The organism is Blastococcus sp. SYSU DS0533 (assembly GCF_054050775.1).
In genome coordinates, this window is sequence record NZ_JBJGZZ010000020.1 from 15,002 (window position 1) to 38,959 (window position 23,958).

The 23,958-nt window shown below is 75.4% G+C and carries 24 protein-coding genes, 1 tRNA gene and 1 riboswitch; of the genes, 8 read left to right on the plus strand and 17 right to left on the minus strand.

Features of this window, described 5'->3' with window-relative positions; genetic code table 11:
* Positions 1-42 precede the first annotated feature (42 nt).
* From ACI79W_RS18205 to ACI79W_RS18215, 3 genes are all read right to left on the minus strand, one after another.
* Positions 43-1,326 carry a hypothetical protein gene (locus ACI79W_RS18205; protein ID WP_456563502.1) on the minus strand — a complete coding sequence of 428 codons (1,284 nt, stop codon included), beginning with the start codon at positions 1,324-1,326 and terminating at the stop codon, positions 43-45.
* A 308-nt stretch (positions 1,327-1,634) separates the two neighbouring features.
* Entirely contained in the window at positions 1,635-3,284 is a 1,650-nt protein-coding gene (locus ACI79W_RS18210) for an AMP-binding protein (protein WP_456563503.1), read from the minus strand.
* A 4-nt stretch (positions 3,285-3,288) separates the two neighbouring features.
* Positions 3,289-4,257 carry a cyclase family protein gene (locus ACI79W_RS18215; RefSeq protein WP_456563504.1) on the minus strand — a complete coding sequence of 323 codons (969 nt, stop codon included), beginning with the start codon at positions 4,255-4,257 and terminating at the stop codon, positions 3,289-3,291.
* Between the two features lie 151 nt (positions 4,258-4,408).
* On the opposite strand from ACI79W_RS18215, the gene ACI79W_RS18220 reads away from it, so the two are divergent.
* The gene (locus tag ACI79W_RS18220; protein WP_456563505.1) at positions 4,409-5,701 is read left to right on the plus strand and encodes a hydroxyacid-oxoacid transhydrogenase; all 1,293 of its coding nucleotides are present in this window, start codon (positions 4,409-4,411) and stop codon (positions 5,699-5,701) included.
* A gap of 6 nt (positions 5,702-5,707) precedes the next feature.
* Here the strand turns inward: ACI79W_RS18220 and ACI79W_RS18225 are convergent, their stop codons facing one another.
* The gene (locus ACI79W_RS18225) at positions 5,708-6,124 is read right to left on the minus strand and encodes a PaaI family thioesterase (protein ID WP_456563506.1); all 417 of its coding nucleotides are present in this window, start codon (positions 6,122-6,124) and stop codon (positions 5,708-5,710) included.
* Positions 6,125-6,240: 116 nt separating this feature from the next.
* Between ACI79W_RS18225 and ACI79W_RS18230 the strand changes: the two genes are divergently transcribed.
* Both ACI79W_RS18230 and ACI79W_RS18235 read left to right on the plus strand, forming a co-directional pair.
* On the plus strand, positions 6,241-6,654 hold the full coding sequence (locus tag ACI79W_RS18230) for a putative T7SS-secreted protein (protein WP_456563507.1): 414 nt from the start codon (positions 6,241-6,243) through the stop codon (positions 6,652-6,654).
* On the plus strand, positions 6,651-8,063 hold the full coding sequence (locus ACI79W_RS18235; RefSeq protein ID WP_456563508.1) for an alpha/beta fold hydrolase: 1,413 nt from the start codon (positions 6,651-6,653) through the stop codon (positions 8,061-8,063). The genes ACI79W_RS18230 and ACI79W_RS18235 overlap by 4 nt, the downstream gene beginning before the upstream one ends.
* A gap of 29 nt (positions 8,064-8,092) precedes the next feature.
* Here ACI79W_RS18235 and ACI79W_RS18240 read toward each other — a convergent pair whose 3' ends face one another.
* Complete coding sequence (locus tag ACI79W_RS18240; RefSeq protein WP_456563509.1) at positions 8,093-9,061, minus strand: pyridoxal-phosphate dependent enzyme; 969 nt, start codon at positions 9,059-9,061, stop codon at positions 8,093-8,095.
* A 106-nt stretch (positions 9,062-9,167) separates the two neighbouring features.
* On the opposite strand from ACI79W_RS18240, the gene ACI79W_RS18245 reads away from it, so the two are divergent.
* Positions 9,168-10,085: an AEC family transporter gene (locus ACI79W_RS18245; protein WP_456563510.1), complete on the plus strand. Its 918-nt coding sequence runs from the start codon at positions 9,168-9,170 to the stop codon at positions 10,083-10,085.
* On the opposite strand, the gene ACI79W_RS18250 is transcribed toward ACI79W_RS18245, so the two are convergent.
* Genes ACI79W_RS18250 through ACI79W_RS18270 form a run of 5 tightly spaced genes read right to left on the minus strand, consistent with a single transcriptional unit; the run spans position 10,075 to position 13,050 of the window.
* Complete coding sequence (locus tag ACI79W_RS18250; protein WP_456563511.1) at positions 10,075-10,395, minus strand: phosphatase RsbU N-terminal domain-containing protein; 321 nt, start codon at positions 10,393-10,395, stop codon at positions 10,075-10,077. The two genes, ACI79W_RS18245 and ACI79W_RS18250, sit on opposite strands and share 11 nt — an antisense overlap.
* Entirely contained in the window at positions 10,392-10,772 is a 381-nt protein-coding gene (locus tag ACI79W_RS18255) for an STAS domain-containing protein (RefSeq protein ID WP_456563512.1), read from the minus strand. Before ACI79W_RS18255 ends, ACI79W_RS18250 begins: the two co-directional genes overlap by 4 nt.
* Positions 10,769-11,680 (minus strand): STAS domain-containing protein, encoded by a 912-nt coding sequence (locus ACI79W_RS18260; protein WP_456563513.1) that lies wholly within the window; start codon positions 11,678-11,680, stop codon positions 10,769-10,771. The genes ACI79W_RS18255 and ACI79W_RS18260 overlap by 4 nt, the downstream gene beginning before the upstream one ends.
* Entirely contained in the window at positions 11,677-12,756 is a 1,080-nt protein-coding gene (locus ACI79W_RS18265) for a sigma-70 family RNA polymerase sigma factor (RefSeq protein WP_456563514.1), read from the minus strand. Before ACI79W_RS18265 ends, ACI79W_RS18260 begins: the two co-directional genes overlap by 4 nt.
* Positions 12,757-12,765: 9 nt before the next feature.
* Positions 12,766-13,050, minus strand: a complete 285-nt coding sequence (locus ACI79W_RS18270) for a hypothetical protein (protein ID WP_456563515.1) — start codon at positions 13,048-13,050, stop codon at positions 12,766-12,768.
* A gap of 345 nt (positions 13,051-13,395) precedes the next feature.
* Here ACI79W_RS18270 and ACI79W_RS18275 point away from each other — a divergent pair, with 345 nt between their 5' ends.
* The gene (locus tag ACI79W_RS18275; protein ID WP_456563516.1) at positions 13,396-13,821 is read left to right on the plus strand and encodes a response regulator; all 426 of its coding nucleotides are present in this window, start codon (positions 13,396-13,398) and stop codon (positions 13,819-13,821) included.
* Positions 13,822-13,873: 52 nt separating this feature from the next.
* Here ACI79W_RS18275 and ACI79W_RS18280 read toward each other — a convergent pair.
* Positions 13,874-13,947, minus strand: a tRNA-Ile gene (locus tag ACI79W_RS18280).
* A gap of 169 nt (positions 13,948-14,116) precedes the next feature.
* A riboswitch (cyclic di-AMP (ydaO/yuaA leader) is annotated at positions 14,117-14,247 on the plus strand.
* A gap of 24 nt (positions 14,248-14,271) precedes the next feature.
* Between ACI79W_RS18280 and ACI79W_RS18285 the strand changes: the two genes are divergently transcribed.
* Together ACI79W_RS18285 and ACI79W_RS18290 are read left to right on the plus strand one after the other, a co-directional pair.
* Positions 14,272-15,486: a peptidoglycan DD-metalloendopeptidase family protein gene (locus ACI79W_RS18285; protein WP_456563517.1), complete on the plus strand. Its 1,215-nt coding sequence runs from the start codon at positions 14,272-14,274 to the stop codon at positions 15,484-15,486.
* A gap of 35 nt (positions 15,487-15,521) precedes the next feature.
* Entirely contained in the window at positions 15,522-16,190 is a 669-nt protein-coding gene (locus ACI79W_RS18290) for a TVP38/TMEM64 family protein (RefSeq protein ID WP_456563518.1), read from the plus strand.
* Here ACI79W_RS18290 and ACI79W_RS18295 read toward each other — a convergent pair.
* On the minus strand, positions 16,187-17,080 hold the full coding sequence (locus ACI79W_RS18295; protein ID WP_456563519.1) for a maleylpyruvate isomerase N-terminal domain-containing protein: 894 nt from the start codon (positions 17,078-17,080) through the stop codon (positions 16,187-16,189). The two genes, ACI79W_RS18290 and ACI79W_RS18295, sit on opposite strands and share 4 nt — an antisense overlap.
* A 784-nt stretch (positions 17,081-17,864) precedes the next feature.
* Between ACI79W_RS18295 and ACI79W_RS18300 the strand changes: the two genes are divergently transcribed.
* Complete coding sequence (locus tag ACI79W_RS18300) at positions 17,865-18,365, plus strand: DUF3145 domain-containing protein (RefSeq protein ID WP_091934603.1); 501 nt, start codon at positions 17,865-17,867, stop codon at positions 18,363-18,365.
* Between the two features lie 109 nt (positions 18,366-18,474).
* On the opposite strand, the gene ACI79W_RS18305 is transcribed toward ACI79W_RS18300, so the two are convergent.
* From ACI79W_RS18305 to ACI79W_RS18325, 5 genes are all read right to left on the minus strand, one after another.
* Positions 18,475-19,887, minus strand: a complete 1,413-nt coding sequence (locus ACI79W_RS18305) for an acyl-CoA carboxylase subunit beta (protein WP_456563520.1) — start codon at positions 19,885-19,887, stop codon at positions 18,475-18,477.
* Between the two features lie 77 nt (positions 19,888-19,964).
* Entirely contained in the window at positions 19,965-21,206 is a 1,242-nt protein-coding gene (locus ACI79W_RS18310) for a beta-ketoacyl-[acyl-carrier-protein] synthase family protein (RefSeq protein ID WP_456563521.1), read from the minus strand.
* Between the two features lie 88 nt (positions 21,207-21,294).
* Positions 21,295-21,540: an acyl carrier protein gene (locus ACI79W_RS18315; protein WP_236825729.1), complete on the minus strand. Its 246-nt coding sequence runs from the start codon at positions 21,538-21,540 to the stop codon at positions 21,295-21,297.
* A gap of 113 nt (positions 21,541-21,653) precedes the next feature.
* Positions 21,654-22,622 carry a beta-ketoacyl-ACP synthase III gene (locus ACI79W_RS18320; RefSeq protein WP_456563522.1) on the minus strand — a complete coding sequence of 323 codons (969 nt, stop codon included), beginning with the start codon at positions 22,620-22,622 and terminating at the stop codon, positions 21,654-21,656.
* Positions 22,619-23,821, minus strand: coding sequence for an acyltransferase domain-containing protein (locus ACI79W_RS18325; protein WP_456563523.1), 1,203 nt, complete (start codon positions 23,819-23,821; stop codon positions 22,619-22,621). Before ACI79W_RS18325 ends, ACI79W_RS18320 begins: the two co-directional genes overlap by 4 nt.
* Between the last annotated feature and the right edge of the window lie 137 nt (positions 23,822-23,958).

The following is a 23,958-nucleotide window of genomic DNA, read 5'->3' on the forward strand; positions in this document are numbered from 1 at the left end:
ACCCTGCCGGAGGCCGGCGTGCCCCGCTCCCTCACCGGCTGCTCAGGGCAGCCACGACGGGCGGAAGACCACCGTGCCCGACTGCGCCGGCACGTCCAGGACCACGGTGCCGGTGACCGACGAGGACGGCACGAGCGCTGCCGCCGGGAAGGCGGCCGCCCCGGTGTCGCAGGACCCGGCGGGCGCGCTGCCCGAGGCGACGGACCCGTCGTCCGCGACGAGGCGGAAATCGCCCGGCGAGATGCTCTGCCCCCCGCCGAGGACGGAGAGGTCGGCGCCGGTGGTCACGGTGATCCGGACCGCCACCAGCGTGCCGTTGCCCGCGACGACGGAGGGGTCCGCGCACGACGCGCCGGCGATCGCCTGCTCCAGCACGACCGAGAGGGCCGGCGCGCTGGTCGCGGGGTCGAGCACCTCCACGGACGCGCCGGGTGCCACCACGGGCGCGGGCGTGGGCTCGGCCGGCGGCGGCTCGGCCGGTGGCTCCTCGGCGGGGGGTGGCTCGTCGACCGTGGTCGGGTCGGCCGGCGTGGGGTCGGCCGGCGTGGGGTCGGCCGGGGTCGGGTCGGCCGGGGTCGGGTCGGCCGGCGTGGGGTCGGCCGGGGTCGGGTCGGCCGGGGTCGGGTCGGCCGGCGTGGGGTCGGCCGGGGTCGGGTCCGCGGGGGTGGGGTCGGCCGGGGTCGGGTCCGCGGGCGGGAGGGGCGTGCCCGGCGGCTGGGTCGCCGGGGACGGTTGCACCGACGAGGACGGGCCGGACGGGGGCCGGGTCGTGGCCGGTGCGGTGGAGCCGGAGGGCGGTGCCGGGTGGGTGGGCGGTGCGACCGCCTGGTCCCGTGATTCCCCGCGGACCGCCGCGGACGGGGGCGCCGCGGTGGTGGGTCGCGCCGGTGACGCCGAGGGACCGGGGTCGGGGTCTGCCCCCGTGTCGGCCTCGAGGGCGGGGGCGGCCGATCGCACCGCCTGCCGGACGGAGCTGACGGCGGCGGCAGCGGGCGAGCTGACGGTCGCGGCCGGGGCACCCGGGAGGAACCAGTCCTCGGAGCCGGCAGGCAGGGCGCCGATCGTCGGGATGACCAGCGGCCCCATGCCGGCGCCCTCGGGCAGGACCCAGGCCTGCGGGTCCAGCGCGTCGTCGGTGGCCACCGGCAGGGCACCGGCGGTGGGGAGCGCCGAGCCGCCCAGCGCGAGCACGGCGGCAGAGCCCAGCCCGCCCGTCATCGCGGCGAGCGCCCGCAGCCGGCGGCGGGCCAGCAGCTGGGCGTGGTAGCGCGCCAGCGGTGCCGGCGGCGGGGGTGCCGGCCGCTCCGGCACGAGGCGCCGGCGCACCGGCGCAGTCGGCGGCCGGACGGCGGAGGGATCACGCGGGACCGGGGACGGTCGCCACCCGGGGCGGTCGGCTCCGGGGAGAGAGGGGACCGACTGCCGGTCGCCCGCCGGGCCGGCCCCCGGGACGGGCGGGGGTGAGGGGGTCATCGTCATCACCGCCAGGGTCGGCCAGCCGGGGGAACTCCGGGGAGGAGCGGTTGAACGTTAACCGGCGGGACGACGTTGCGGAGGGTGCGGCGAGCCGGAACCGGTCCGTCCACCCAACGTTGGGGGTCGGCCAGGCCCCCCGGCCTGGCCGACCGCCCGCGTCACCGTCCCCGGAGCTCGCGGCGGAGGATCTTCCCGGTCACCGTCTTGGGCAGCTCCTCGACCAGCTCCACGCTGCGCGGGTACTTGTAGGCCGCCATGCGCTCCTTGCAGTGCGCGATCAGCTCCTCGGGCGTGGTGCTCGCCCCAGCCTTGAGGCTGACGAACGCCTTGACGGTCTCGCCGCGCTTCTCGTCGGGGACGCCGACGACCGCGGACTCGCGGACGGCGGGGTGCTCGGCGAGCACGTCCTCGACCTCGCGGGGCCAGACCTTGTAGCCCGAGGCGTTGATCATGTCCTTCTTGCGGTCGACGATGAACACCCAGCCCTCGGCGTTCATGAACCCGACGTCCCCGCTCTTGAGCGCCCCGCCGGGCAGCCCGGCCGCGGTCTCCTCGGGCTTGCCCCAGTAGCCGGCCACCACCTGGGGCCCCTCGGCGACGATCTCGCCGACCTCGCCGAGCGGCAGGTCCCGCCCCTCGTCGTCCTGGATGCGCACCACCGTGTTCGGGGCCGGGACCCCGACCGACAGGGCGCCCGAGACCGGGTCCACCGGGGACGGCGCCCCGAAGGGGGTCACCGTCATCGGCGAGGTGGTCTCGGTCAGGCCGTAGGCGTTGTGCACCTGCTTGCCGGTGGCCGCCAGGAAGTTCTGCTCGGCGGTCGGGGAGATGGCCGCCCCGCCGGAGTAGATCGAGGTGAACGAGGCGAAGTGGTCCCGCGTGAATCCCGGGGCGTTGAGCAGCGCGGTGAAGGCGGTGATCGCACCGATGGTGAAGGCCGGGCGGTGCTCCGCGAAGGCGTCGAGCACGACCTGCGGCTCGAACCGGTAGGCGAGCACCAGCGGCGCCGGCACCAGCAGGCTCACCGCGATGTGCCCGATCAGCCCGGTGATGTGGAACAGCGGGGCGACGCCGAAGATCGCGCCGTCCCGGCCCGCGTGCACCCAGTCCCGGTAGACCTGGGCGGTGAACACCACGTTCCGGTGGGTGTTCATCGCCCCCTTGGGCACGCCGGTGGTACCCGAGGTGTAGGTCAGGAACGCGACGTCGTCGGAGCGCAGGCCCACCGGCGGCGGCGCCTGGCCGCGGTGGACGGCGACGAACTCGGCGAAGTCCGTCGTCCCCTCGTGCCGCTGCCGGGTGGTGCCGGCGAACAGCCGTTCGTCGTCCCGGGTCTGGAACTCCAGCTCGCTGGTGGTGAGCACCAGCCGCACACCGGTGCCGGGCACCACCTCGCGCGCCACCTGGTCGTAGAGCGTCTCCAGGGACAGGAGCACGGTGGCCCCGGAGTCCTCGAGCAGGTAGGAGAGCTCGCGGGCCCGGCTCATCGGGTTGATCGACACCATGATCCCGCCGGCCTTCCAGGCGGCGACCATGGCGATCACGAACTGAGGCACGTTCTGCAGGTAGACCGCCAGCCGGTCGCCCGGCCCGAAACCGCGGGCGAGGAGCCCGACGGCGAGGGCGTCGCTGAGCTCGTCGAGCTCCCGGCGGGTGATCGTCCCGTCGAAGTACCGCAGGGCCACGCCGTCGGGGTCGCGCTCGACCCCGGCCCGGAACATGTCCAGCGCGGTCTCGAACTCGATCTCGTAGTCGGCCGGCTGGTCGCCGTAGAGCGCCAGCCACGGCCGGTCGTCGTAGCTGCTCACGGCGCTACTTGATGACGACGGGGTTGACGGGGGTGCCGGCGGCCTTGGCGACCTTCAGCGGGGCCGCGACGTAGAGGAAGGCGTACTGCCCGTCCTCGGCGCAGTCCGCGGCCAGCTCCTCCAGGTCGGCGATCTCGGTGAGCGTGACGCCGAGGTTGCGCATGAGCGCGTTGTGCAGCACCAGGGCGACGCCGTTGTTCGGGTCGAAGGTGACCTCGTTGGCGATCGTGTCGGTGACCAGGTTGGGGATCTCCATGTCCTGGAACCACTGCACCAGCTCGGGGGAGTAGACCAGCCCCGGCTCGTTGAAGCCCTCGTAGAAGGCCTCGCCCTGCTCGTGGAACAGCTGCAGGAAGTTGGTGCGGACGACCAGGATGTCGCGCTTCTCGATGGGCGTGCCCTGGGCCTCGGCGCAGGCGACCAGGTCCTCGTGGGTGAAGGTCTCGCCCTTGTCGAGGGTGGGCTTGCCGCGGAACCGCGCCATGTCCAGGAGCACGGCCCGGCCGACGACGCCCCGCCGGGCGATCGGCTCCACGCTGGCCTTCTCGAGCCCGCCGACGGTGGTGCGGGCGTCGTAGCCGTTCCAGATCTTGCCGTCGTACCAGAGGTGCCCGAGGGCGTCGTACTGCGTGGAGCCCTGCAGGTAGGCGTCGATCTTGTCGTCGGCGTAGTGCAGGCCGCCGGGGTAGTCGGCTCCCTTGCCGCCCTCGTCCCAGTCGCTCTCGTCGAGCACCTGGGTGCGGACGGCGGGGGTGCGGCCGGGCCAGACCGGGTCGCCCTTCGGGTCGCCGATGAGCCGCTGCAGCGTGAACACCTTCCCCGAGCGGACCAGCTTCACCGCGGCGAGCACCTGCTCCGGGCCGAGGTAGTTCAGCGCGCCGACCTCGTCGTCGGGGCCCCACTTGCCCCAGTTGGTGGGCGCGTCCTTGAGGAGGTCACCGAGGTAGGGCGCGGTCGCGGGGGTGTCGGTCACTGGTGCCTCCCGGGCTGGTCGGAGGCCCGTCCGTCGGACGGGCGGGGCAGTGCACCGGACTATTCGCCGGTGTGGTGCCAGCCACAACCACCGTGCAACATTCGGTGCAACCGCGCACCGACGTCCCCGCCGAGCAGCCCAGGGAGAGCCCATGACCAGCAGCACCGTGCCCGGCAACCCGGAGTCCGTCTTCACCTACGGGGCGCCGCAGCTGAAGTTCGGCAACGGCGCCTCCGACGAGATCGGCTTCGACCTGAGTCGCTACGGCGTGCGCCGGGTCCTCGTCGTGACCGACCCCGGGGTGGCGGCGACCGGGCACCCGCAGCGGGTGGCCGACCAGATGGCGCAGTTCGGCATCGAGGCCCGGGTGTTCGACGGGGTCCACGTCGAGCCGACCGACGTGAGCCTGGTCGAGGCCATCGACGAGGCCCGGTCCTCCGGGCCGTGGGACGCGTTCGTCGCCGTCGGCGGCGGGTCGAGCATCGACACCGCGAAGGCGATCAACCTGCTCACCACCAACCCCGGCGAGCTCATGGACTACGTCAACGTGCCGGTCGGCAGGGGGCAGGCGCCCTCGCAGCCGCTCAAGCCGCTGGTCGCCGTCCCGACGACGACCGGCACCGGCTCGGAGAGCACCACGATCTGCGTGATGGACGTGATCGCCCAGCGGGTGAAGACGGGCATCAGCCACGCCTGGCTGCGGCCGACCCTGGCCGTCATCGACCCGGACCTGACGCTGACCCAGCCGCCCGGGGTGACGGCGGCCTCGGGCATGGACATCCTCTGCCACGCGCTGGAGAGCTATACCGCCCGCTGGTACACCACCTACGACCGCAAGAGCCCCGACCAGCGGGTGCCCTACTGCGGCTCGAACCCCATCTCGGACATGTGGTCGGAGAAGGCGATGAGCCTGCTGGCCGGCTCCTTCCGCACCGCCGTCCGGAACGGGGAGGACGCGCAGGCCCGCTCGGACATGGCGATCGCGGCCACGTTCGCCGGCATGGGCTTCGGCAACGCCGGTGTGCACATCCCGCACGCCAACGCCTACCCGATCGCCGGGCAGGTGAAGGACTTCCACCCCAAGGACTACCCGGCCGGGGAGCCGATGGTGCCGCACGGGATGTCGGTGGCGCTGACCGCGCCGGAGGCGTTCCGCTTCACCTTCGAGGCATCCCCGGAGCGGCACGTCCGCGCCGCCGAGCTGCTGGCGCCCGGGGCCGACCGCCCGTCGGACGCCGCTGAGTTCCTGCCCACGGTGCTCGCCGACCTGATGCGCGACATCGACATCCCCAACGGGGTGGGCGCGGTCGGGTTCGGGGAGGGCGACATCCCCGACCTCGTCGACGGCGCGATGAAGCAGCAGCGGCTGCTCGCCACCTGCCCGCGGGCGGTGACCGAGGAGGACCTGGCCGGCATCTTCCGCCGGTCGATCTCCCTCTGGTGAGTCGGCTCAGCGCGGGGCGACGACGGTCTTGGTGACCTGGCCGGTGGCCACCAGGACGCCGTCGACGGTGGCCTCCGCCCGCATGAATGCCACCGCCCGGCCGCGGCGCAGCACGGTCGCGGTGACCTCCACCTCGGACCCGGCACCGACCGGTCGCAGCAGCGACGCCGAGACGTCGTGGGTGACGGCGTGCTCGCCTTCGCCCAGGTACGGGAGCAGGGCGAGGAACGAGGCGACGTCCAGCAGGGCGTAGACGACGCCGCCGTGCAGCATCCCGGCCGGGTTCTGCGCGGCCGGGCCGACCGGGAAGCGGATGCCGGCTGCCGGGTCGGCCTCGTCCCGCAGCCCGACACCGAGGAACCGGTGCAGCGGGATGTCGAGGACGGTCTGCACGTGGGCTCGGGAGACGGGTGCGCCGGTCATCGGGTCAGCATCCATCAACAGCCCTGGCCGCTTCCCACAGACCCGGTCGAGCCCCGCCGGGAGGGTGCCCGCGTTCCTAGGCTCCGCCCTGGTCGGGGTACGGGGAGGAGGCCGCGGTGGGTGCGTACGGGGATCCCGAGGGCTTGGACGAGCTGGCCGCCGAGCTGGCACAGCGGGCCCGGGCGGTGCGTGCGGCAGGGGAGCAGCACCGGCAGGCGGGGGCGCGCACGCGCTGGGTCTCCGACGCCGCCACGGCCCACCGCCGCCAGCTGGCCCGGGACTGCGCGGACGTCGCCGCCGCCGCCGACGCGCTCGAGCTCGCCGCCGGGATGCTGCGCCGGCACGCCGACGAGGTCCGCGCCCGGCTGGCGGCGATCGCCCGCGCGGAGCAGGCGGTCCGCTCCTGGCTCGCCCAGCAGGTGGCCCGGGGCGGTGACCTGCTGGACGACGTCGTCGGGGAGCTGCCCGAGGCGGGCGCGGACGCCTGGCGTGCGATCTCGGCCCGGTTGAGCCGGGCGGGCCTCTGGTGACCGGCGCCCCGGTGGTCGCCGAGCTCGCGGTCCGCGGCGGGGCGGGCGGCGTGGAGGCCGACCTCGCCGATCTGGCCACCCTGGCGGACGGCAGCCTCGATGTGGCCGGGTTCCTCGCCGCCACGAGCGCGGCCTGCCACGCGGTGCTGGCCGACCCCGACCTGCTCGCCTCGGCGGCCCTCGACCCGGTCGCCGTCGCCCGCTTCGAGGTGGCGTTGCTGGCGGCGCTCGACGGTCCCGGCGGCCTCACGTCCCTCGCCGTGGTCTTCACCGCGCGTGCGGCGGCGGTGCGGGCGGCGGCCGAGGCCTACGCGGCCGCGGACGCCGCCCTCGCCGAGCTGTCCGACGGCCTGCACTGGGCGGCCGGTTTCGTCCCGGAGGCCACGGTGGGCGGCCTGCTGCTCCTCGGGGCCGGTCAGGCGGTGACCGACCCGGCCGGCGCGGTGGTGGCGGCGCGGGACGCGGCCGGCGACCCCGAGCGCTGGCTCACCCGGAACCCGCAGGTGGTCGACCACCTCGTCAACGCCGCCCCCGGCGCGGTCTCGCGCCTGGAGCTGGGTGCCGGCGGGGTGCTCTCCCCGTGGCTCGGCGGCGGCGACGTCCGGTCCGCCGCCGCCCGGCTGGGCCGGCTGTGGCCCGACGGCGGTCCCGTGGTGGCCCGCCGCCCGGACGACGTGCGCGCCGCCGCCGTCCGGCCGCCCCGCGGCGCGGCCGACCTGCTGGCGGCGCTCGACCTGCGGTCGACGGAGTCCGGGGCCGACCGCGACCACATCGGCGTCCGGGTGCTCACCCGTTCCGACGGCACGACCGCGTACGTCGTCGACATCCCCGGCACCGGGGACTGGGACCTCCCCGGTGGCTCGGTGAACCCGGCCAGCAACGACCTGGGCACCAACCTGCGGGTGCTCGGCGGGGACGTCACGACGCGGCAGCGGGCGATCGCCGAGGCGCTGCGGCGGTCCGGTGCCGGCCCGGCGGACCCGGTGCTGCTCGTGGGGCACAGCCAGGGCGGGATGGTGGCGGCCCAGGCCGCGCACGACGCCGGGACCGCCGACTTCCCCTACGACGTCCGCTGCGTGCTGGCCGCGGGCGCGCCGATCGGCCGGGTGGAGGTTCCCCCGCACGTGCAGGTCCTCGCGCTGGAGAACGCGCACGACGTCGTCGCCCACCTCGACGGCCGGGACAACGACGACGACCCGAACGTCACCACGGTGACCTTCGGCCGGCCGACCGGGAGCATCGCCACCGACCACGGGCTCCGGAGCAGCTACCTGCCCGCTGCACGGGCCGTGGACCGCGCCGAGGGCCCCTCGCTCGCGGCGTTCCGGGCGAGCGCGGCGCCCTTCCTCGCCGGCCCCGGCGACGACGTGACCGTCGTGGCGCACGTCTACGCGATCAGCAGGGGGTGAGTGCGGCAGGAGTGGAAGGGGGTGCGGGATCAGCCGAGCATCGCCTCGGCCCGGCGCACCGCCGCTGCCGAGCCGAAGAGACCCGGCAGGCCACCGGAATGGAGGAACACCGTCCGCTCGCCCGGCTGCACGTCCCCGGCGGCGACGGCGGCGGTCAGCCCGGCCAGCGCCCGCCCGGTGTAGACAGGGTCGAGGACGACGCCCTCGCTCCGGGCGGCGGTGGCGAGCGCGGCCACGACCGGCTCCGGGAGCGTCGCGTACCCCTCGCCCACCTGGTCCCGGCGGAGCCGGAGACGACCGGGGTCGCAAGTCGCGCCGGTCAACTCCGTCACCAGGGCCGCGACCGTCCGTGCGGGGTCGGCGACGGCGCCGACGTCCACGCCCAGCACCCGGTCGGCACCGAGGCCGGCGACCAGGCCGGCCATCGTGCCGCCCGAGCCGAGGGCGGTCACCACCGTGCGCAGGTCCGGCGCCTGCGCCAGCAGCTCCTCGGCGCACTCCCGGTAGCCGCGGGCGCCGACGGCGCTCGAGCCGCCGAAGGGGACGACGACGGGCCGGCGGCCGGCGCGGACCAGGTCGGCGGCGACCTCCTCGGCGACGGCGGCCCGCCCGGCCGGGTCGGTGTCCCCGGCCCAGACGACGCGGACCCCGAGCAGCCCGTCCAGCGCCAGGTTGCCCGACGAGGACGACCCGGCCTCACCCGACAGCACGAGGACGACGTCCAAGCCCAGCCGGGCCCCCGCGGCCGCGGTCAGCCGGGCATGGTTGCTCTGCGCGGCGCCCGTGGTCACCAGGACGTCGGCACGGTCGCCCAGGGCCGCGCCGACGATCCACTCCAGCTTGCGCACCTTGTTGCCCCCGCCGCCGAGGCCGACCAGGTCGTCGCGCTTGAGCCACAGGTCGTCCTGGGCGAGCCCCACCGCGCGGGCCAAGCGCGGCGCGGGTTCCAGCGGCGTGGGCCAGGTCGCCAGCCGTACCCGCCGTGGTCCGGATCCCATGCGGTGATCATGCCGGAGCAGGACGCTCACCGGTCCGGTCCGGTCCGGTCCGGGCCGCCGCCGGCTGCTGTGCCGAGCAGGGGTGGGCCCTGGTTAGGCTGCCGGCGTGGAGGCGGCGGCGGTGGTGCTGCCGGAGTTCTCGCTCATCGTCCTGGGTGTGGTGCTGCGCCGCTGGGCGTGGCGGTCGCCGGGCTTCTGGGTCGACCTCGAGCGCCTCGTGTACTTCGTGCTGTTCCCCGCCCTCCTGGTGCGGACGACGCTGGCGGCCGACCTCGCCGCGGGCGGCACCGGCAGCGCCCTCCTCGCCGCCGTGGGGGGGCTCGCCGCCGGTGCGCTGGTGGGGGCGCTCGTGCGCTGGTTCCCCGGGGTGGACCGGGTGACCGCCGCCTCGGGCTGGCAGACGGCGTTCCGCTTCAACACCTTCCTGGCCCTGGCCCTCGTCGACGACCGCGGACCGGCGGCGCTCGCGCTCATGGGTGTGCTGCTGGGCGTCACGGTGCCGGCGGTGAACGTCCTCGCGGTGGTGGCCCTCGCCAACGGCACGGCCACGTCGAGCGGTCGCGGCGCCGTGCTGAGCGCGCTGGGCGCCGTGGTCCGCAACCCGCTGATCGTCGCGACCGTCGTCGGCCTGCTCGGCAACGTCGCGGGCCTCGCGCTGCCGGATCCGGTCGACGCCACCCTCGGCCGGATCGCGGCGGCGGCGGTCCCGCTGGGGCTGCTGACGGTCGGGGCGGCGCTCCGACTGCGCGGGATGGACCTCAGCGGGTGGCTGCTCTCCGGCTACCTGGCGGCGGTCAAGCTGCTGGTGGTGCCCGCTGCCGCCCTGGCCCTGGTGGTCCTGCTCGGGGTCGAGGGCGACCAGCGGGCGGTGGTGCTGGCGTTCGCGGTGGTGCCCCCGGCCACCGCCTCCTACGTGCTCGCGGTGCGGATGGGCGGCAACGGCGGCTTCGTGTCCGCGCACATCTCGGTGGCGACGACCGCGGCCCTGGTGACCGTGCCGCTCTGGCTGCTGCTCACCGGCTGAGCGGGGGCCCCTGCCGGCGTCCCCGCCCGCTCGGCGACCGGCGCTGCGACATGTCGAAGCTGGCGACGACCTCGAGCAGGAAGTCCGACGCGGCCTCGGCGACGGCCGGCACCTCCTCGGGCCGGGTGGTGCGCAGCACCTCGACGAGGACGTCGTGGTGGACGCGGACCACCTCGAGGAGGCTGATGTCCGCGGCCAGGGCCTTGCGCCCGAGTTCGTACCCCGCGTGCAGGGACGCCTCGTGCCGGTGGCCCAGGTGGCGCAGGAGGGCCGCCCGATGGTCCCGGCGCAGGTCGTCGACGGGCGTCACCGGCGGGGCCCCACCGTCGGGACGGCCAGGTACTCGAGCCCCTCCTCGAGGTCCAGCGCCGTCACCAGGGTGCCGGTGTCCATCCCGAGCCGGACGATGACGAACGCGACCTCCGGCTGGATGCCGACGACCACCGTCCGGGCGCCCCGCAGCCGCGCCATCTCGGCGATGTCCCGCAGCATGCGGGTGGCGAAGGAGTCGAGGACGTCCAGCGCCGCGAGGTCGATGATCACCCCGCGGGCACGGTCGCGCCCGATCCGGTCGACGAGGTCCTCGCGGAAGCGCTCGAGCTGCGAGTCGTCCAGCGCGGTGTGGATCGAGGCGATCAGCGTCGAGCCCTGCTTGAGGATGGAGAACAGCCGCGGCCCGGCACTCATGGCCCCATCGCCCCGTCGGGGTGCGCCGACGCGTACCCGAGCATCCGCTCGGCCTCCTCCAACCCCCCTTGCAGGTCACCGACGGTGTCCATCTTGCTCAGGTCCACGCCGATGGTGACCAGGGTCCGCGCTATGTCCGGTGACAGCCCGGTGATGATCACGTTGGCCCCCATCAGGCGCGATGCGTCGACGGTCTGCACCAGGTGGTTGGCCACCGTCTGGTCGATCGCCGGGACGCCGGTGATGTCGATGACGACGACCTTGGCCCGGTGCGTGCGGATGCCGTTGAGCAGCTGCACGGTCAGCTGCTTGGCCCGCTCGCTGTCGAGGACCCCGATGATCGGCAGGATGAGCAGTCGCTCCCGGACGGGCAGGACCGGCGTCGACAGCTCGAGGATGGCGTCCTGCTGCTGCCGGATGACGCGCTCGCGCTCGTCGACGAAGCTCACCGCCACGGTGTTGGCGATGCGGTTGGCGGCCGGCTCGTAGGCGTCGAGGACGCGGTTGAGCAGGGCGAAGTCGCGCTGGTACTTCTCGAACAGCGAGCGCGCCAGCACGTCGCGCAGGAGAAGGACGATGCCCACGACCTCGTGCGTCTCCACGCCCCGCGGGATGATCCGCTCCGAGAGGTCTCGCGCGTAGTGCTGCAGCGCCTCCACGCTGCCGGTCTCCAGCACCTCGACGTAGTTGTCGTAGACCGACGTGGTCTCCGCCGCGACCTCCTGGCTGGTCATGGCCTGGAGCAGGTGCGCCTCGCCGATGCGGGTGGTCCACTCCTGGCGCAGCCGGGTGCGGTGCTCGCGGAGGTGCGCGACCAGTTCCGGGAGGAGCACGTCCGCGTCCCCGGACCCCTCCGCCGGCCCGCTCACGGAGCTCCCGGTCGCGCCGCCGTCCGCGTTGCTGGTCATCGCTCTCCCCACCACTTCGTCATGGTCACGGTGGTGCCGCGACCGACCTCCGACACGACGGTGAACTCGTCCATCAGGCGCCGGGCACCGGGCAGTCCCAGGCCCAGGCCTGCGTAGGTGCTGAAGCCGTCCTGCAGCGCCTGCTCGACGTCGGCGATGCCCGGGCCGACGTCGCGCACGACGACGCGGATGCCGCGGCGCGGCTCCTCGAGGATGTCGATGACCACCTCACCGGCCTCGGCGAACTTCACGACGTTCCGGGTCACCTCCGACACGGCGGTGGCGATCGCGGTGAGGTCGGTCGGCGGGAACCCCAGCCTGGCCGCCGCCTCGCGGGCCGCCTGCCGGGCGGCGACGACATCGGCGTCGGCCTGCACCGGGACGCGGACCTCGTCCCCCCGGGACCGGCCGCGGTCCACCAGGGGCCGGCTCAGCCCCGCGCAGAACGCGCACTCCAGCAGGTGGCGGGCGGCGTCCACCTCCCGTTGCCGGCGGCGGTCCCCGGAGGACAGGGCGAGCAGCACCGGCCGGCACCGGTCCGTCGGCGGGTCGGTCGTCTCGAGGGCCAGCAGGTACTCCACGCGCAGCCGCGCCCGCGTGCGGTTGAGCTGCGCCGCCACCGCGCCGGCGGTGGACCCCAGCTCGGCGGCCAGCGAGCGGGTGTCCTGGCCGGCCACCTCGTGGGCCAGCAGGGTGGCGCGTTCACGGTCACCGAGGCGGCGGAGGGCTGCGCTCACGGCCTCGCGGTCCTCGCGCGCGAGCACGTCCGCATCGGGGGCCTCCGACGGGTGCAGGTCGACGACGCGGTGCTGGTTCCGCCGCTGCCGGTCCTGCTCCCGCCAGAGCGAGGTGACGACGTTGCGGGCCGTCACGATCGCGTAGGGCTCGAGCATCCCCGGCTCGATCCGCCCGGCCGCGGCCAGCACGCGCGTCAACGTCTCCTGCACCAGGTCGTCCACGGTGGTGGGGTCGCGGACCCGGGACGCGACGATCCGCCGGACGAGCGGCACGAGCGCCATGAACTCGACCGATCCCGGTCGCTCCTCGGCGGAGCCAGCCGGCCCCGCGGCTGCCATGGCCGGACGCTACAGCCGGTGGGCCTGCACCGCCTCCCCTCCCGTGCGCCGGAACCCGGGCGCGTTCGCGAGGAGCCGCTCCCCGAGGGACCGCCGCTGTCCGGCGCGCTCGCGCAGCAGCGACGCCAGCACGGGGCTGGCGGTGCGAGCCGCGCGGCGTTCGAGGAGCTCCGCGGTCGCCAGGTGACCGGCCGCCCGCCGCGCCCGGGTGCACCGGAGCAGCTGCTCCTGGCGGTGGGGCCTCCCGCCCCCGGGATCCGTGGACCTCCTCCACGGCTGGTGGTCCGTGGTCATGGCGCACCTCGCATCCTCCTGGGCCTGTGCGCAGGTGAGGACGCGGCGACGCGCACGGCATGACGCGGGGGCTGCCGCGCGGCCCGTCGTGACGACCCCGCGCCCACCCCGGGCGGCGCCGCGACGACGGGCGGCCCGGTGCGCGGCGGGGGCGGTCCCCGCGTCATGCCCCGGGCGCTCGCGCCTCGTCCTCGCTGCGGACCACCGTCGCCCACCGCCCTGACCCCGCGGGCGGCGGCGGTGGCTCCGCGCGGCCGCGTCATGCACCGGGGCCCACCGCGTGTCAGTCGTGGCCGGCCTGCCGCGCAGGGTGGGGACCGGGCCGTACCGAGGGGCGGGACGCGGGTGTCCGAGATCAGGGTCGTGGTGGTGGACGACCACCGCTTCGTGCGGGAGGCGCTCACCGACCTGCTGCAGGCAGCCGGTGGCATCTCGGTGGTGGGGCAGTGCGCGGACGGGAGCGAGGTCGCCGACGCCGTCCGGCACCTGCGCCCCGACGTCCTGCTGCTCGACCTGCAGATGCCGGTGGTGGACGGCCTCACCGCGGCCAGCGACGTCCGCACCTCCCACCCGGAGGTGCGCATCCTCTTCCTCACCGGCGGCCTCAGCTCGGCCAGCGTGCAGCGGGCCCGGGCGCTCCATGCGGCCGGTTACCTGCTCAAGGAGGACGACCCCGCCGATCTCCCCCGTCACGTCCGGGCGGTCGCGGCCGGCGGCGCGGCGTGGCACCCGCGCGCCGCGGCCCTGCTCGGTGACCCGGACGGGACATGATCTCCGGCACACCTCGACCGCCCGGCCGGTGGCCGGGAACGCCGACGAACGGTGGGGCGGGTGGGGCTCGAACCCACGACCCAGGGATTATGAGTCCCATGCTCTGACCGGCTGAGCTACCGCCCCGGACCTACCAGCCTGCCAGAAGGCGCCGCAGCACCCGCGTCGCGACCCGGTACCCGAGTGGCGGACCGAGATGGTCCGTTACCTGCCTGTGACATCTGCGGGTTTCGCTTGTACCGTCTCTCGCGGCCCACCCGATCCCGCTCCCGAACCCGGGGGCTCGGGCGGGCCCCGCCGAACTCTGCGGTCTGACCGCCGCGGGGACCGGGGACCCACGTTTCTGGGGTGAATCCGGCCTGCGCCTCCACGGGCAGGCAGGTAGGGCACGTTCCGGCCCGAACCCGTCAGCTGACCTGGTAGGCGGACCGAGGAACGGAGACCGTCGCCTTGGCGACCACGCACCACCTGAAGGGCGTCCTGCGGCGCCCACGCCGGGCAGCCGGCCGGGCGACCATCGCCCTCACCGCACTGCTGTCGCTGTCCCTGCTCGGGGCGCCGGTCTCGTCGGCGGCCCCCAGCGCAGCGCAGAGCGAGCACGACCGCGTCGCCGCGGAGGTCCAGAGCATCGAGCAGCGCGTCCGCGAGGCCGAGGACCGGCTGCAGCAGATGACGCTGCGGGCTGAGGAGGCCAGCGGGGCCGTGCTCGCCGCGCAGGCCGAACTCGACCGCGCCCGGCAGCACGCCGACGCGATCGCCGCCGAGCTCGCCGCCGTCCGGGAGGCCGTGGGGCGCACCCAGGACGACGTCGCCACCCTGGGCCGGGAGGCCTACATGGGCAGCGACGAGGCGTTCACCGAGCTCGAGATGGTCCTGCACGCCGAGGGCCCGGGGGAGCTGCTGCAGCAGGCGGCGACGCTGGACCTGCTCGGTGAGGACCGCGCCCGGGTGCTCGAGGAGCTGCGGGTCGCCGAGGCGCGCGAGGCGCGGCTCGACCAGGAGGCCAAGGCCGCCGTCGCCGAGCGCGACGCCGCGGCGGGCAGGGCCCGTGAGGCGCAGGCGGAGGCCGACCGCCTCCTCGTCGAGGCGCAGGCCGAGTTCGACGCCCTGACGGCGGAGAAGGCGAGCCTGGACCAGCAGCTGCGCGATGCCGAGATCCGGCTGCTGGAGGTCAAGGGGGCCGAGGACGCCGCCCGCGCGTACGACGAGGCGCAGGCGGCGGAGCAGGCGGTCATGACGGTGGCGGCGGCCCCGGGTGGCAGCGGCGCCGCGCTGACCCAGGGCAGGGTCACCTCCTGCTACGGCGCGCGCTGGGGGACCATGCACCTCGGGGTGGACATCGCCGCGCCGATCGGTACCCCGATCTACACGCCCGAGCCGGGCGTCGTGCTGCAGGCGGGGCCGGCCAGCGGCTTCGGGCTCGCCGTCGCGATCCAGCACCCCGACGGGGTCATCACCGTCTACGGCCACGTGAACCAGTTCTTCGTGTCGCCGGGTCAGGTGGTCACCGGCGGGCAGCAGATCGCCGAGGTCGGCAACCGGGGCCAGTCCACCGGGCCCCACCTGCACTTCGAGACGCACCGGGGCGGCCTCTACGCCGACCGGGCCAACCCGGTCCCGTGGCTGGCGCAGCGCGGCATCTCCCTGGGCGGCAGCTGCAGCTGACCGGTCCGGCGCGCGCCCTCGGGCAGTATCGGGGCGTGCGGACGACGGCGGGCAGCACCTGGCTGCGGGCAGCAGGGCTCGGCGCCCTGCTGCTCGGCGGCGGGGTGGCGGCGCTGACGCTGGACCTGCCGTCGGCGGACCACCTGCGGGCGGTCGTGGCCGGCGCCGGCGTCGTCGCCTGGCCGGCGCTGGTCGGCGCCGTGGCGCTGGTCCTGCTGGCGCCGGTGCCGCGGTCGGTGGTCTCGGCTCTCCTCGGGGCGGTCCTGGGCTTCGCCGCGGGGCTGGCCGTCTCCTTCACGGGCGGGCTGCTCGCCGCCGTCCTCGCGTTCGGGCTCGCCCGCACGCTGGGGCGGCCGGCCGTCGCCCGGCTGGTCGGGCCCCGGCCGGCCCGGCTGGCCGGCGGCCGCACCTTCGTCGCCGTGCTGGTGAGCCGGCTGGTGCCGGTCGTGCCCTTCGTCGCCGTCAACTACGGCGCCGGCCTCGTGGGCGTGCGGCCGGCGCCCTTCGCCGCGGCCACGGCCGTCGGGCTGGTCCCCAGCACGGTGGTGCAGGTGGGCGTGGGCGCCTCGGCCGGCGTGCTCATCGGGCACCTGGGCTCCTGGGTCGTCGTCGCAGGCCTCGTGGTCGGACTCGCGGCGCTCGCCGTCGGCACCGCGTGGTGGTGCCGGGGACGGGGCGCGCGGCTCGCCCGCGGGGGTGCCTAGCCGCGGCCGAACAGCCGGCCGAGCACGCCGCCGGCCCCACCGACGGTGCGGGCGGCGAGCTGCAGGATGGGTCCGCCCGGGATGCCCGGCACCTGCTGCACGATCGGCGCCAGCTGCAGCAGGCCCGGCACGTCGTGCACCTTCAGCCTGCGGCGTGCCGCCGCCGGGACGGGGTTCACCCGGCCCGACGCGGCGTCCAGCAGCAGGTCCGCGGCCGCCTCGACGGCCGGCCCGTCGACGACCCCCGCGGGCACCCGGCGCACCTGCCAGCCGCCGTCGGCCGAGGTGAACCCCCACCCGCCGTCAGGGGTGACCAGGCTGACCCGCCCGGAGATGCCGCTCGAGGCGGCCAGCGCGCCGGTGACGTCGGTCAGCGCCGCCAGCCCGGACTGCAGGACGGTGGCGGGCGGCGGTTCCGCGCCGCAGGAGACCAGGTCCAGCCCGTGGACGGCGAGCTCGTAGGCCTGGCCCAGGACGACGCTCAGCAGCGGCAGCCGGCCCACGACGGAGACCGCCGGGGCGGTGTCGAGCCCCTCCGGCTCGTCGGCCAGGTACCGGGCCGTCGCCTCGCGGTTGCGGCGCAGCCCGGCCAGCACCTCCTCGCGGGAGGCGTCGCGGTGGGCGGCGACGACCCGCGCGTTCACCGTGTCCGGGTCCGGCGGCGTCCCCGCCCCGCCGGACCGGGCCGAGCTGATGAGGTCGGCCAGCGCGGCGTGGTCGTCCCAGCAGCCCAGGTGCACGCAGATCTCGTGGGCCCGCCACCCCGGCAGGCGCGAGGAGCGGGTGAGGTCCACCGACTCCGCCTGGGCCAGGAACGCATCCCAGGCCGGCAGCACCATCCCGGCGACGGCGTCCCGCCCCGCCTCGGCCATCCCCTGGTGTGCGCCCATGCCGCGGGTCTACCCGGTGGCCTGGCCGGGCAGGCATCGGGTCCCGTGGTGCCGGTCACCTGCACGGGGGAGGGCCGAGCTGTCGGCGCTGGTCGTCATCGCTCACGCGCTGCTCGCCGGGGGGTCGGCCGGTGAGCACATCGCCCTGGTGGTCCTCGCCGTCGTCGTGGCGGTCACCGCTCCTTCGGTCCTGCTGCTCCCGTCGCCGGCCGTGATGCGCGACTGGTGGGGCCCGCTGGGTCCCGCGGGTGGACGCTCGGCACCGTCGCGGTGGTGGTCGTCCCGGCCCGTCCGGGGGCGTCCAGCGGGCTGGCGGCACCACCGTCTGCTTCTCGCACGCTTCCGCCCTCCACGCCACGTGTCATGCACGCAACGCACGGTGAACGGCCGGGTGGCCGGATGCGCTGGTCGAACGGTCCGGTCGCCACCGTCCGGCCCGGCCGGGTGGTGACTCAGCGTCACCGGGCGTGGCACGGTCCCGGGCTGGTTCCGGATCGGTCCGGATCGGTGCGGCGCCCGCCGAGCCGGTGGACCTGTGAATACCCTGACACTGCTGGACGTGGTCGGTGACAGATGGTATTGCCCGCTGACCAGCGACAAGGCGGCGGCCGGGCGCTCGATCGCCACTTTCGTCCCAGGAGTCGCACCCGGGCTGGCGCGATGGGGTCACCATCGTGCAAACTTGTCGCGGGAGCCCTGCTCCGCCACTGCCGATAACGGCGCGTCACCGAATCGATGGGTCCGTAGGGGAAGACGAGACCGATCGAGTCGATGGAGGTGCCCGGTGCAGCGACGGTCAACCCAGGGTGTCGTCTTCGTGCACTCGTGCCCGAAGGCGCTCTGCCAGCACGTCGAGTGGGCGCTGGAACGCGTCGTCGGCGCGCCGGTCTCCCTGTCGTGGGCTGAGCAGCCTGCGGCGCACGGTGCCTACCGTGCCGAAGTGGCGTGGACGGGTTCGCCCGGCACCGGCGCCAAGCTCGTCGCTGCCCTGCGCGCGTGGCCGATGCTGCGCTTCGAGGTCACCGAGGAGGCCAGCCACGGCAACGACGGCGAGCGGATGTCCTACGTGCCCGGGCACGGCGTCTTCCGCGCGCCGACCAGCGCCAACGGTGACCTGATCGTCACCGAGCAGCAGCTCCGGCACCTGGCCGCCACGGCGACCTCGATCGAGGCCTTCCGGCATGGTGTCGACGAACTCCTCGGCGCCGCCTGGGACGCCGACCTGGAGGTCTACCGGCACGCCGGCGACGGGAGCCCGGTGACCTGGCTGCACCAGGTGGTCTGAAGGTCACGATCGGGGCACGACACTCCCGGCCTGGTCGGGAGGTCGTCGTAGCCTGGAGCGGGCCGTCCGGGCGCCGTCGGGGAAGCGGCGCCGGGACGGCCTTCCCACGTCAGAGCGGGATGTTGCCGTGGGCCCCACGGCCGTGCGGGGCCGCCGCCAGCGCCTCGACCAGCCGCTGCCGCGTGCGCACCGGTTCCACCACCTCGTCGACGACGCCGATCTGCAGCGCCCGGTTCACCCCGCCGGCGATGCGCTCGTGCTCCTCGGCCAGCTGCGCGTGCAGCGCCTCCCGCTCGCCGGGAGGCGCCGCCGCCAGCTTCTTGCGGTGCAGGATGCCGACGGCCGCCTTGGCGCCCATGACGGCCACCTCGGCGCCGGGCCACGCGAACACCGCGGTCGCGCCGAGGGAACGCGAGTTCATCGCGATGTAGGCGCCGCCGTAGGACTTGCGGGTCACCAGGGTCACCCGTGGGACCACCGCCTCGGCGAAGGCGTGCAGGAGCTTGGCGCCGCGCCGCACGACGCCGTCCCACTCCTGGCCGACGCCCGGGAGGTAGCCGGGCACGTCGACCAGCACCACCAGGGGCACACCGAAGGCATCGCACATGCGCACGAACCGGGCCGCCTTCTCCGCCGACGCCGAGTCCAGGCAACCGCCCAGCCGCAGCGGGTTGTTCGCGATGACGCCGACGGTGCGCCCGGCCAGCCGGCCCAGGGTGGTGACGACGTTGGGCGCGAACCGCGGGTGGAGCTCGAGCCCGGGCTCGTCGAGGAGCGAGGAGACCAGCGGCTTCACGTCGTAGGCCCGGTTGGTCTGCTCGGGCAGCAGCGCCGCGAGGTCGGTGCCCGGCTGGTCGCCGGCGGGGGCGAAGGTGCCCTGGGCGGCGAGCAGGTCGACGGCCAGCCGCGCCGTCTCCAGCGCCGCGGGCTCGGAGTCGGTGACCACGTGCACGACGCCGCTGCGCCGGCCGTGGGTGTCCGGCCCGCCGAGGCTCTCCATGTCGACGTTCTCGCCGGTGACCGAACGCACCACCTCCGGCCCGGTGACGAACACCCGGCCGGCCGGCCCCATGACGACCAGGTCGGTCAGCGCCGGACCGTAGGCGGCACCACCCGCGGCCGGGCCCAGCACCACGGAGATCTGCGGGATGCGGCCGGACGCACGGACCATGGCAGCGAACACCTCGCCGACGGCGTGCAGGGCGGTGACGCCCTCGGCCAGCCGCGCCCCACCGGAGTGCCAGATGCCGACGACCGGCACCCGCTCGCGCAGGGCGGTGTCGATGGCGTCGACGATGTGCCGGCAGCCGTCGACGCCCATGGCCCCGCCCATCACCGTCGCGTCGGTGCAGAACGCGATGGCCGGGCTCCCCGCCACCGTGCCGCGGGCGGCCAGCACTCCGGAGGTGTCGCGGGCGCCGAACTGCTGCAGGGAACCCGGGTCGAAGAACCGCCGGAGCCGGTCCTCCGGATCGCGGGGGTCGGGCGCGGTCACGGCGGGCGCGGCCTGGACTGTCGTCACGGGTACCTCCGGGTCGTGTGGCCCCGTCCGGAGGCTCGGCCCGAGCCTGCGAGGGGTGAGAGGGACGAGGTCCTTCTTCAGGCGGTGGTGAACACGAGCGCGATGTTGTGCCCGCCGAAGCCGAACGAGTCGTTGACGGCGGCGGTGAGCTGCGCCTTGCGCGGCTCGCGGCGCACGATGTCGAGGGCCTGGACGGCGGCGTCGTCGTCGGGGTCGTCGAGGTTCGCCGTCGCCGGCACGATCTGCTCCCGCAGCGCCAGGATCGTGAACACCGACTCCAGTGCCCCGGCGGCGCCGAGCAGGTGGCCCGTCTGGCTCTTGGTGGCGCTGACCAGCACGTGCTCGCCGAGCGACGAGCGGATGGCCGCGGCCTCGGCGGTGTCGCCGACCGGGGTGGAGGTGGCGTGGGCGTTGACGTGCCCGATGTCGGTGGGGGAGAGCCCCGCGTCGCGCAGCGCGGCCGTGATCGCGCGCCCGGCGCCCTCGCCCTCCGGGTGCGGGGCGACCAGGTCGTAGCCGTCGGCGGTCGCGCCGGCGCCGGCCAGCCGGGCGTGCACCCGGGCGCCGCGGGCGTCGGCGGAGTCTGCCCGCTCCAGCACCAGCGCGGCCGCGCCCTCACCGAGCACGAACCCGTCGCGGCCCTTGTCGAACGGGCGGGACGCGCGCTCCGGCTCGTCGTTGCGGGTGGACATGGCACGCATGGCGGCGAACCCGGCCATGGGGAGCGGGTGGACGCATGCCTCGGCGCCGCCGACCAGCACGACGTCCGCGCGGTCGAAGCGCAGCAGGTCCAGGCCCCAGCGGATCGCCTCGGCGCCGGAGGCGCAGGCGCTCACCGGCGCGTGGACGCCGCCCTTGGCGCCGATGGCCAGGCCGACGGCGGCCGCCGGCCCGTTGGGCATGAGCATCGGGATGGTGAAGGGGGAGACCCGCTTGGGGCCCTTCTGCTCGAGGACGTCGTCCTGCCCGAGGAGGGTGAGCGCCCCGCCGATCCCGGTGCCGAAGACGACCGCGATCCGCTCGGGGGCGACGCCCGCGTCCGACGCGCCGGACTCCGCCCACGCCTGCTCGGCCGCGATGACCGCCACCTGCTGGCTGCGGTCCAGGCGCCGGGCGCGCACCCGGTCGAGCTGCTCCACCGGGTCGGCGGCCAGGCGGGCGACCAGCTGGGCCGGGAACTCCTGCACCCAGTCCTCGGTGATCCGGCTGACGCCGGAGCGGCCGGCGAGCAGGGCGTCCCAGGTGCCGGCCACGTCCCCGCCGAGGGGCGTGGTGGCCCCGAGGCCGGTGACGACGACGTCGGTGGTGGACGGGCTCATGGGATGTCTCCTCGTGCGGACGACGGCCCCGAGGGGGCCGGATCGGGGTCGGGTCCCGCCGGCGCTCGGCCGGCGGGACCCGGGGGGGTCAGCCCTGGTTGCTCTCGATGAAGCTGATGGCGTCGCCGACGGTCTTGATGTTGGCGAGCTGGTCGTCGGGGATCGCCACGCCGAACTTGTCCTCGACGGCGGTGGCGATCTCGACCATCGACAGGGAGTCGACGTCGAGGTCCTCGGTGAAGGACTTCTCCGGAGTGGCGTCGGCGGGGGTCACACCCGCCACCTCCTCCAGGATCTCGGCGAGTCCGGCCTGGATCTCCTGGGTGCTGGCCAACGCGGGGTCCTCTCTCTCGGATGGGACGGCGACCCCGGGCGGGGGCGCCGTCGACGTCCGGGACGGGTGTCCCGGGGATCTGGGGGGAGCGGCGGGGCTCCCGGCCGGACGGGTCACGGCAGCACGACGACCTGCCCGGCGAAGGTCAGGCCCGCCCCGTACCCGAGCAGGAGGGCGAGGTCACCGCTCTTGGCCTCACCGCTCTCCAGCAGGGCGGACAGGGCCAGCGGGACCGAGGCCGAGGAGGTGTTGCCCGAGCGCACGATGTCGCGGGCGATGACGGTCCGCTCCGGCAGCTTCAACCGCTTGGCCATCAGCTCGATGATCCGCAGGTTGGCCTGGTGCGGCGCGAAGACGTCGATGTCCCCGGGGCCGACGCCGGCCCGGCGCATGGCCTCGACCAGGGTGTCGGTGAGCTTCGTCGTCGCCCAGCGGTAGACCGCCTGGCCGGCCATGCTCATGCCCGTCTCGTTCTCGGGGATGGCGATGGCCTCGTGCAGGTCGCCGTCGCTGCCCCACACCGCCGGGCCGATGGCGGGCTCGTCGGACGCGGTGACGACCGCGGCCCCCGCGCCGTCGGCGAAGATCACCGCCGTCGCCCGGTCGTCGAGGTTGGTGTAGTCGGTCAGCCGCTCGCCGCCGACGACGAGGGCGTTGCGGGCGGTGCCGCTGCGGATCGCGTCGGAGGCCGCGCTGAGGGCGTAGCACCACCCCGCGCAGCCGGCGTTGACGTCGAAGGCCCCCGGGCGGGGGACCCCGAGCTGGTGGGCGATCCGCGGGGCCAGGCCCGGGATCGCCTTCGGCGGGCTCGTGGTCGCCAGCAGCACCAGGTCGATGTCGCCGGCGTCCAGACCGCTGGCCGCCAGCGCCTTGCCGCCGGCCGCCACCGACATCTCCACCAGCGTCTCGTCGGGCTCGGCCCACCGGCGCTCGGCGATGCCGACGCGCGCCTGGATCCACTCGTCGTTGGTGTCCATGCGCTGGGCGAGCTCGTCGTTGGTCACCCGTCGACGGGGGCGGTAGCTGCCGAACCCGAGGATCCGGGCGCCCGGGGCGCCTCGGTCGAGCTTGAGCGTGGTCACGCGGTCACCTCCGGGTAGAGCCGGGCGATGGGGTCGCCGGCGTGGACGAGGTCCCCGTCGTGCACGAGCCACTCGGCGAGCACACCGTCGTAGCCGGCGGAGACGTTGACCTCCTCCCGGCGGCCGCGGATGCAGCCGAGCGGGGTTCCGGCGGGGAGGTGGGTGCCCTCGGCGATCTCCGCCGGGCTGACCGTCCCGCGGGCGGGGGCCACGACCACGCGCCAGTCGGGCAGGTGCTCGGCCTCGCTGCGGCCGCGCTCGGCCTCGATCAGCTCGCGGGCGCGGTCGAGGTCGGCGGGCGTGCTGACGGCGAGCACCTCGATGCCCGCGCCCTTCCACTCCCGCTTGGCGAGCCCGGCGAGGGCCCCGGCCGGCGGCAGCTCGAGGACGGCGGTGACGCCCAGCTCGCGCATCGTGGCCAGGCACGAGTCGAAGCGGACCGGGCTGGTGACCTGGCTGACGAGGCGGGCCAGGACCTCGGTGCCGGAGTCGACGGCCGCGCCGTCGGCGTTGGAGAGCAGCAGGCGGCTCGGGTCGGCCGGGCGCAGGCCGCCGACCAGGCCCTCGAGCTCCTCGCGCGCGGAGGCCATGTAGCCCGTGTGGAAGGCGCCGGCCACCGGCAGCGGCATGATCCGCGCCTTGGCCGGCGGCTCCGCCTTCAGCGCGGCCAGCCCGTCGAGGGGACCGGCGGCGACGACCTGGCCGCCGCCGTTCATGTTGGCCGGGGTCAGCCCGTGCCGCTCCAGGGCGGCGAGCACCTCGTCGGGGTCACCGCCCAGGACGGCGGACATGCCGGTCGGCGTCTGCGCGCAGGCGGCGGCCATGGCGCGACCGCGGACGGCGGTCAGCGCGATCGCCGCCTCGACGCTGAGCACGCCGGCGAGCGCCGCGGCGGTGAGCTCGCCGACGCTGTGCCCGGCGATGACGACGTCGCGCCCGGTGTGCGGGGTGTGGGTCACCGGGCCGGGCAGCCCGCCGAGCTCCCGGGCCACGAAGAGGCTCATCGCGACCACCAGCGGCTGGGTGACCGCGGTGTCCTTGATCGCCTCGGCGTCGCCGGTCGTGCCGAGGGAGAGCAGGTCGGTGCCGGCGATGGCCCCGGCCCAGCGGAAGAACGGTTCGGCGCCGGGGAGGTCGAGCCAGTCGGTCAACATCCCGGGCTTCTGCGCACCCTGACCCGGGGCGAGGACGGCGAGCACCTCCTCACCGTGCCAGTGATCACCGGTCCCGCGCGCGGCGACCGGGCACGAAAGCGCACCGCTGATCTTTGTGGGGTTCCTACAGGACCCGCAGGCCATCGGGGCCTCGATGCGCCGATCCGTGGTGGGAACCGGAC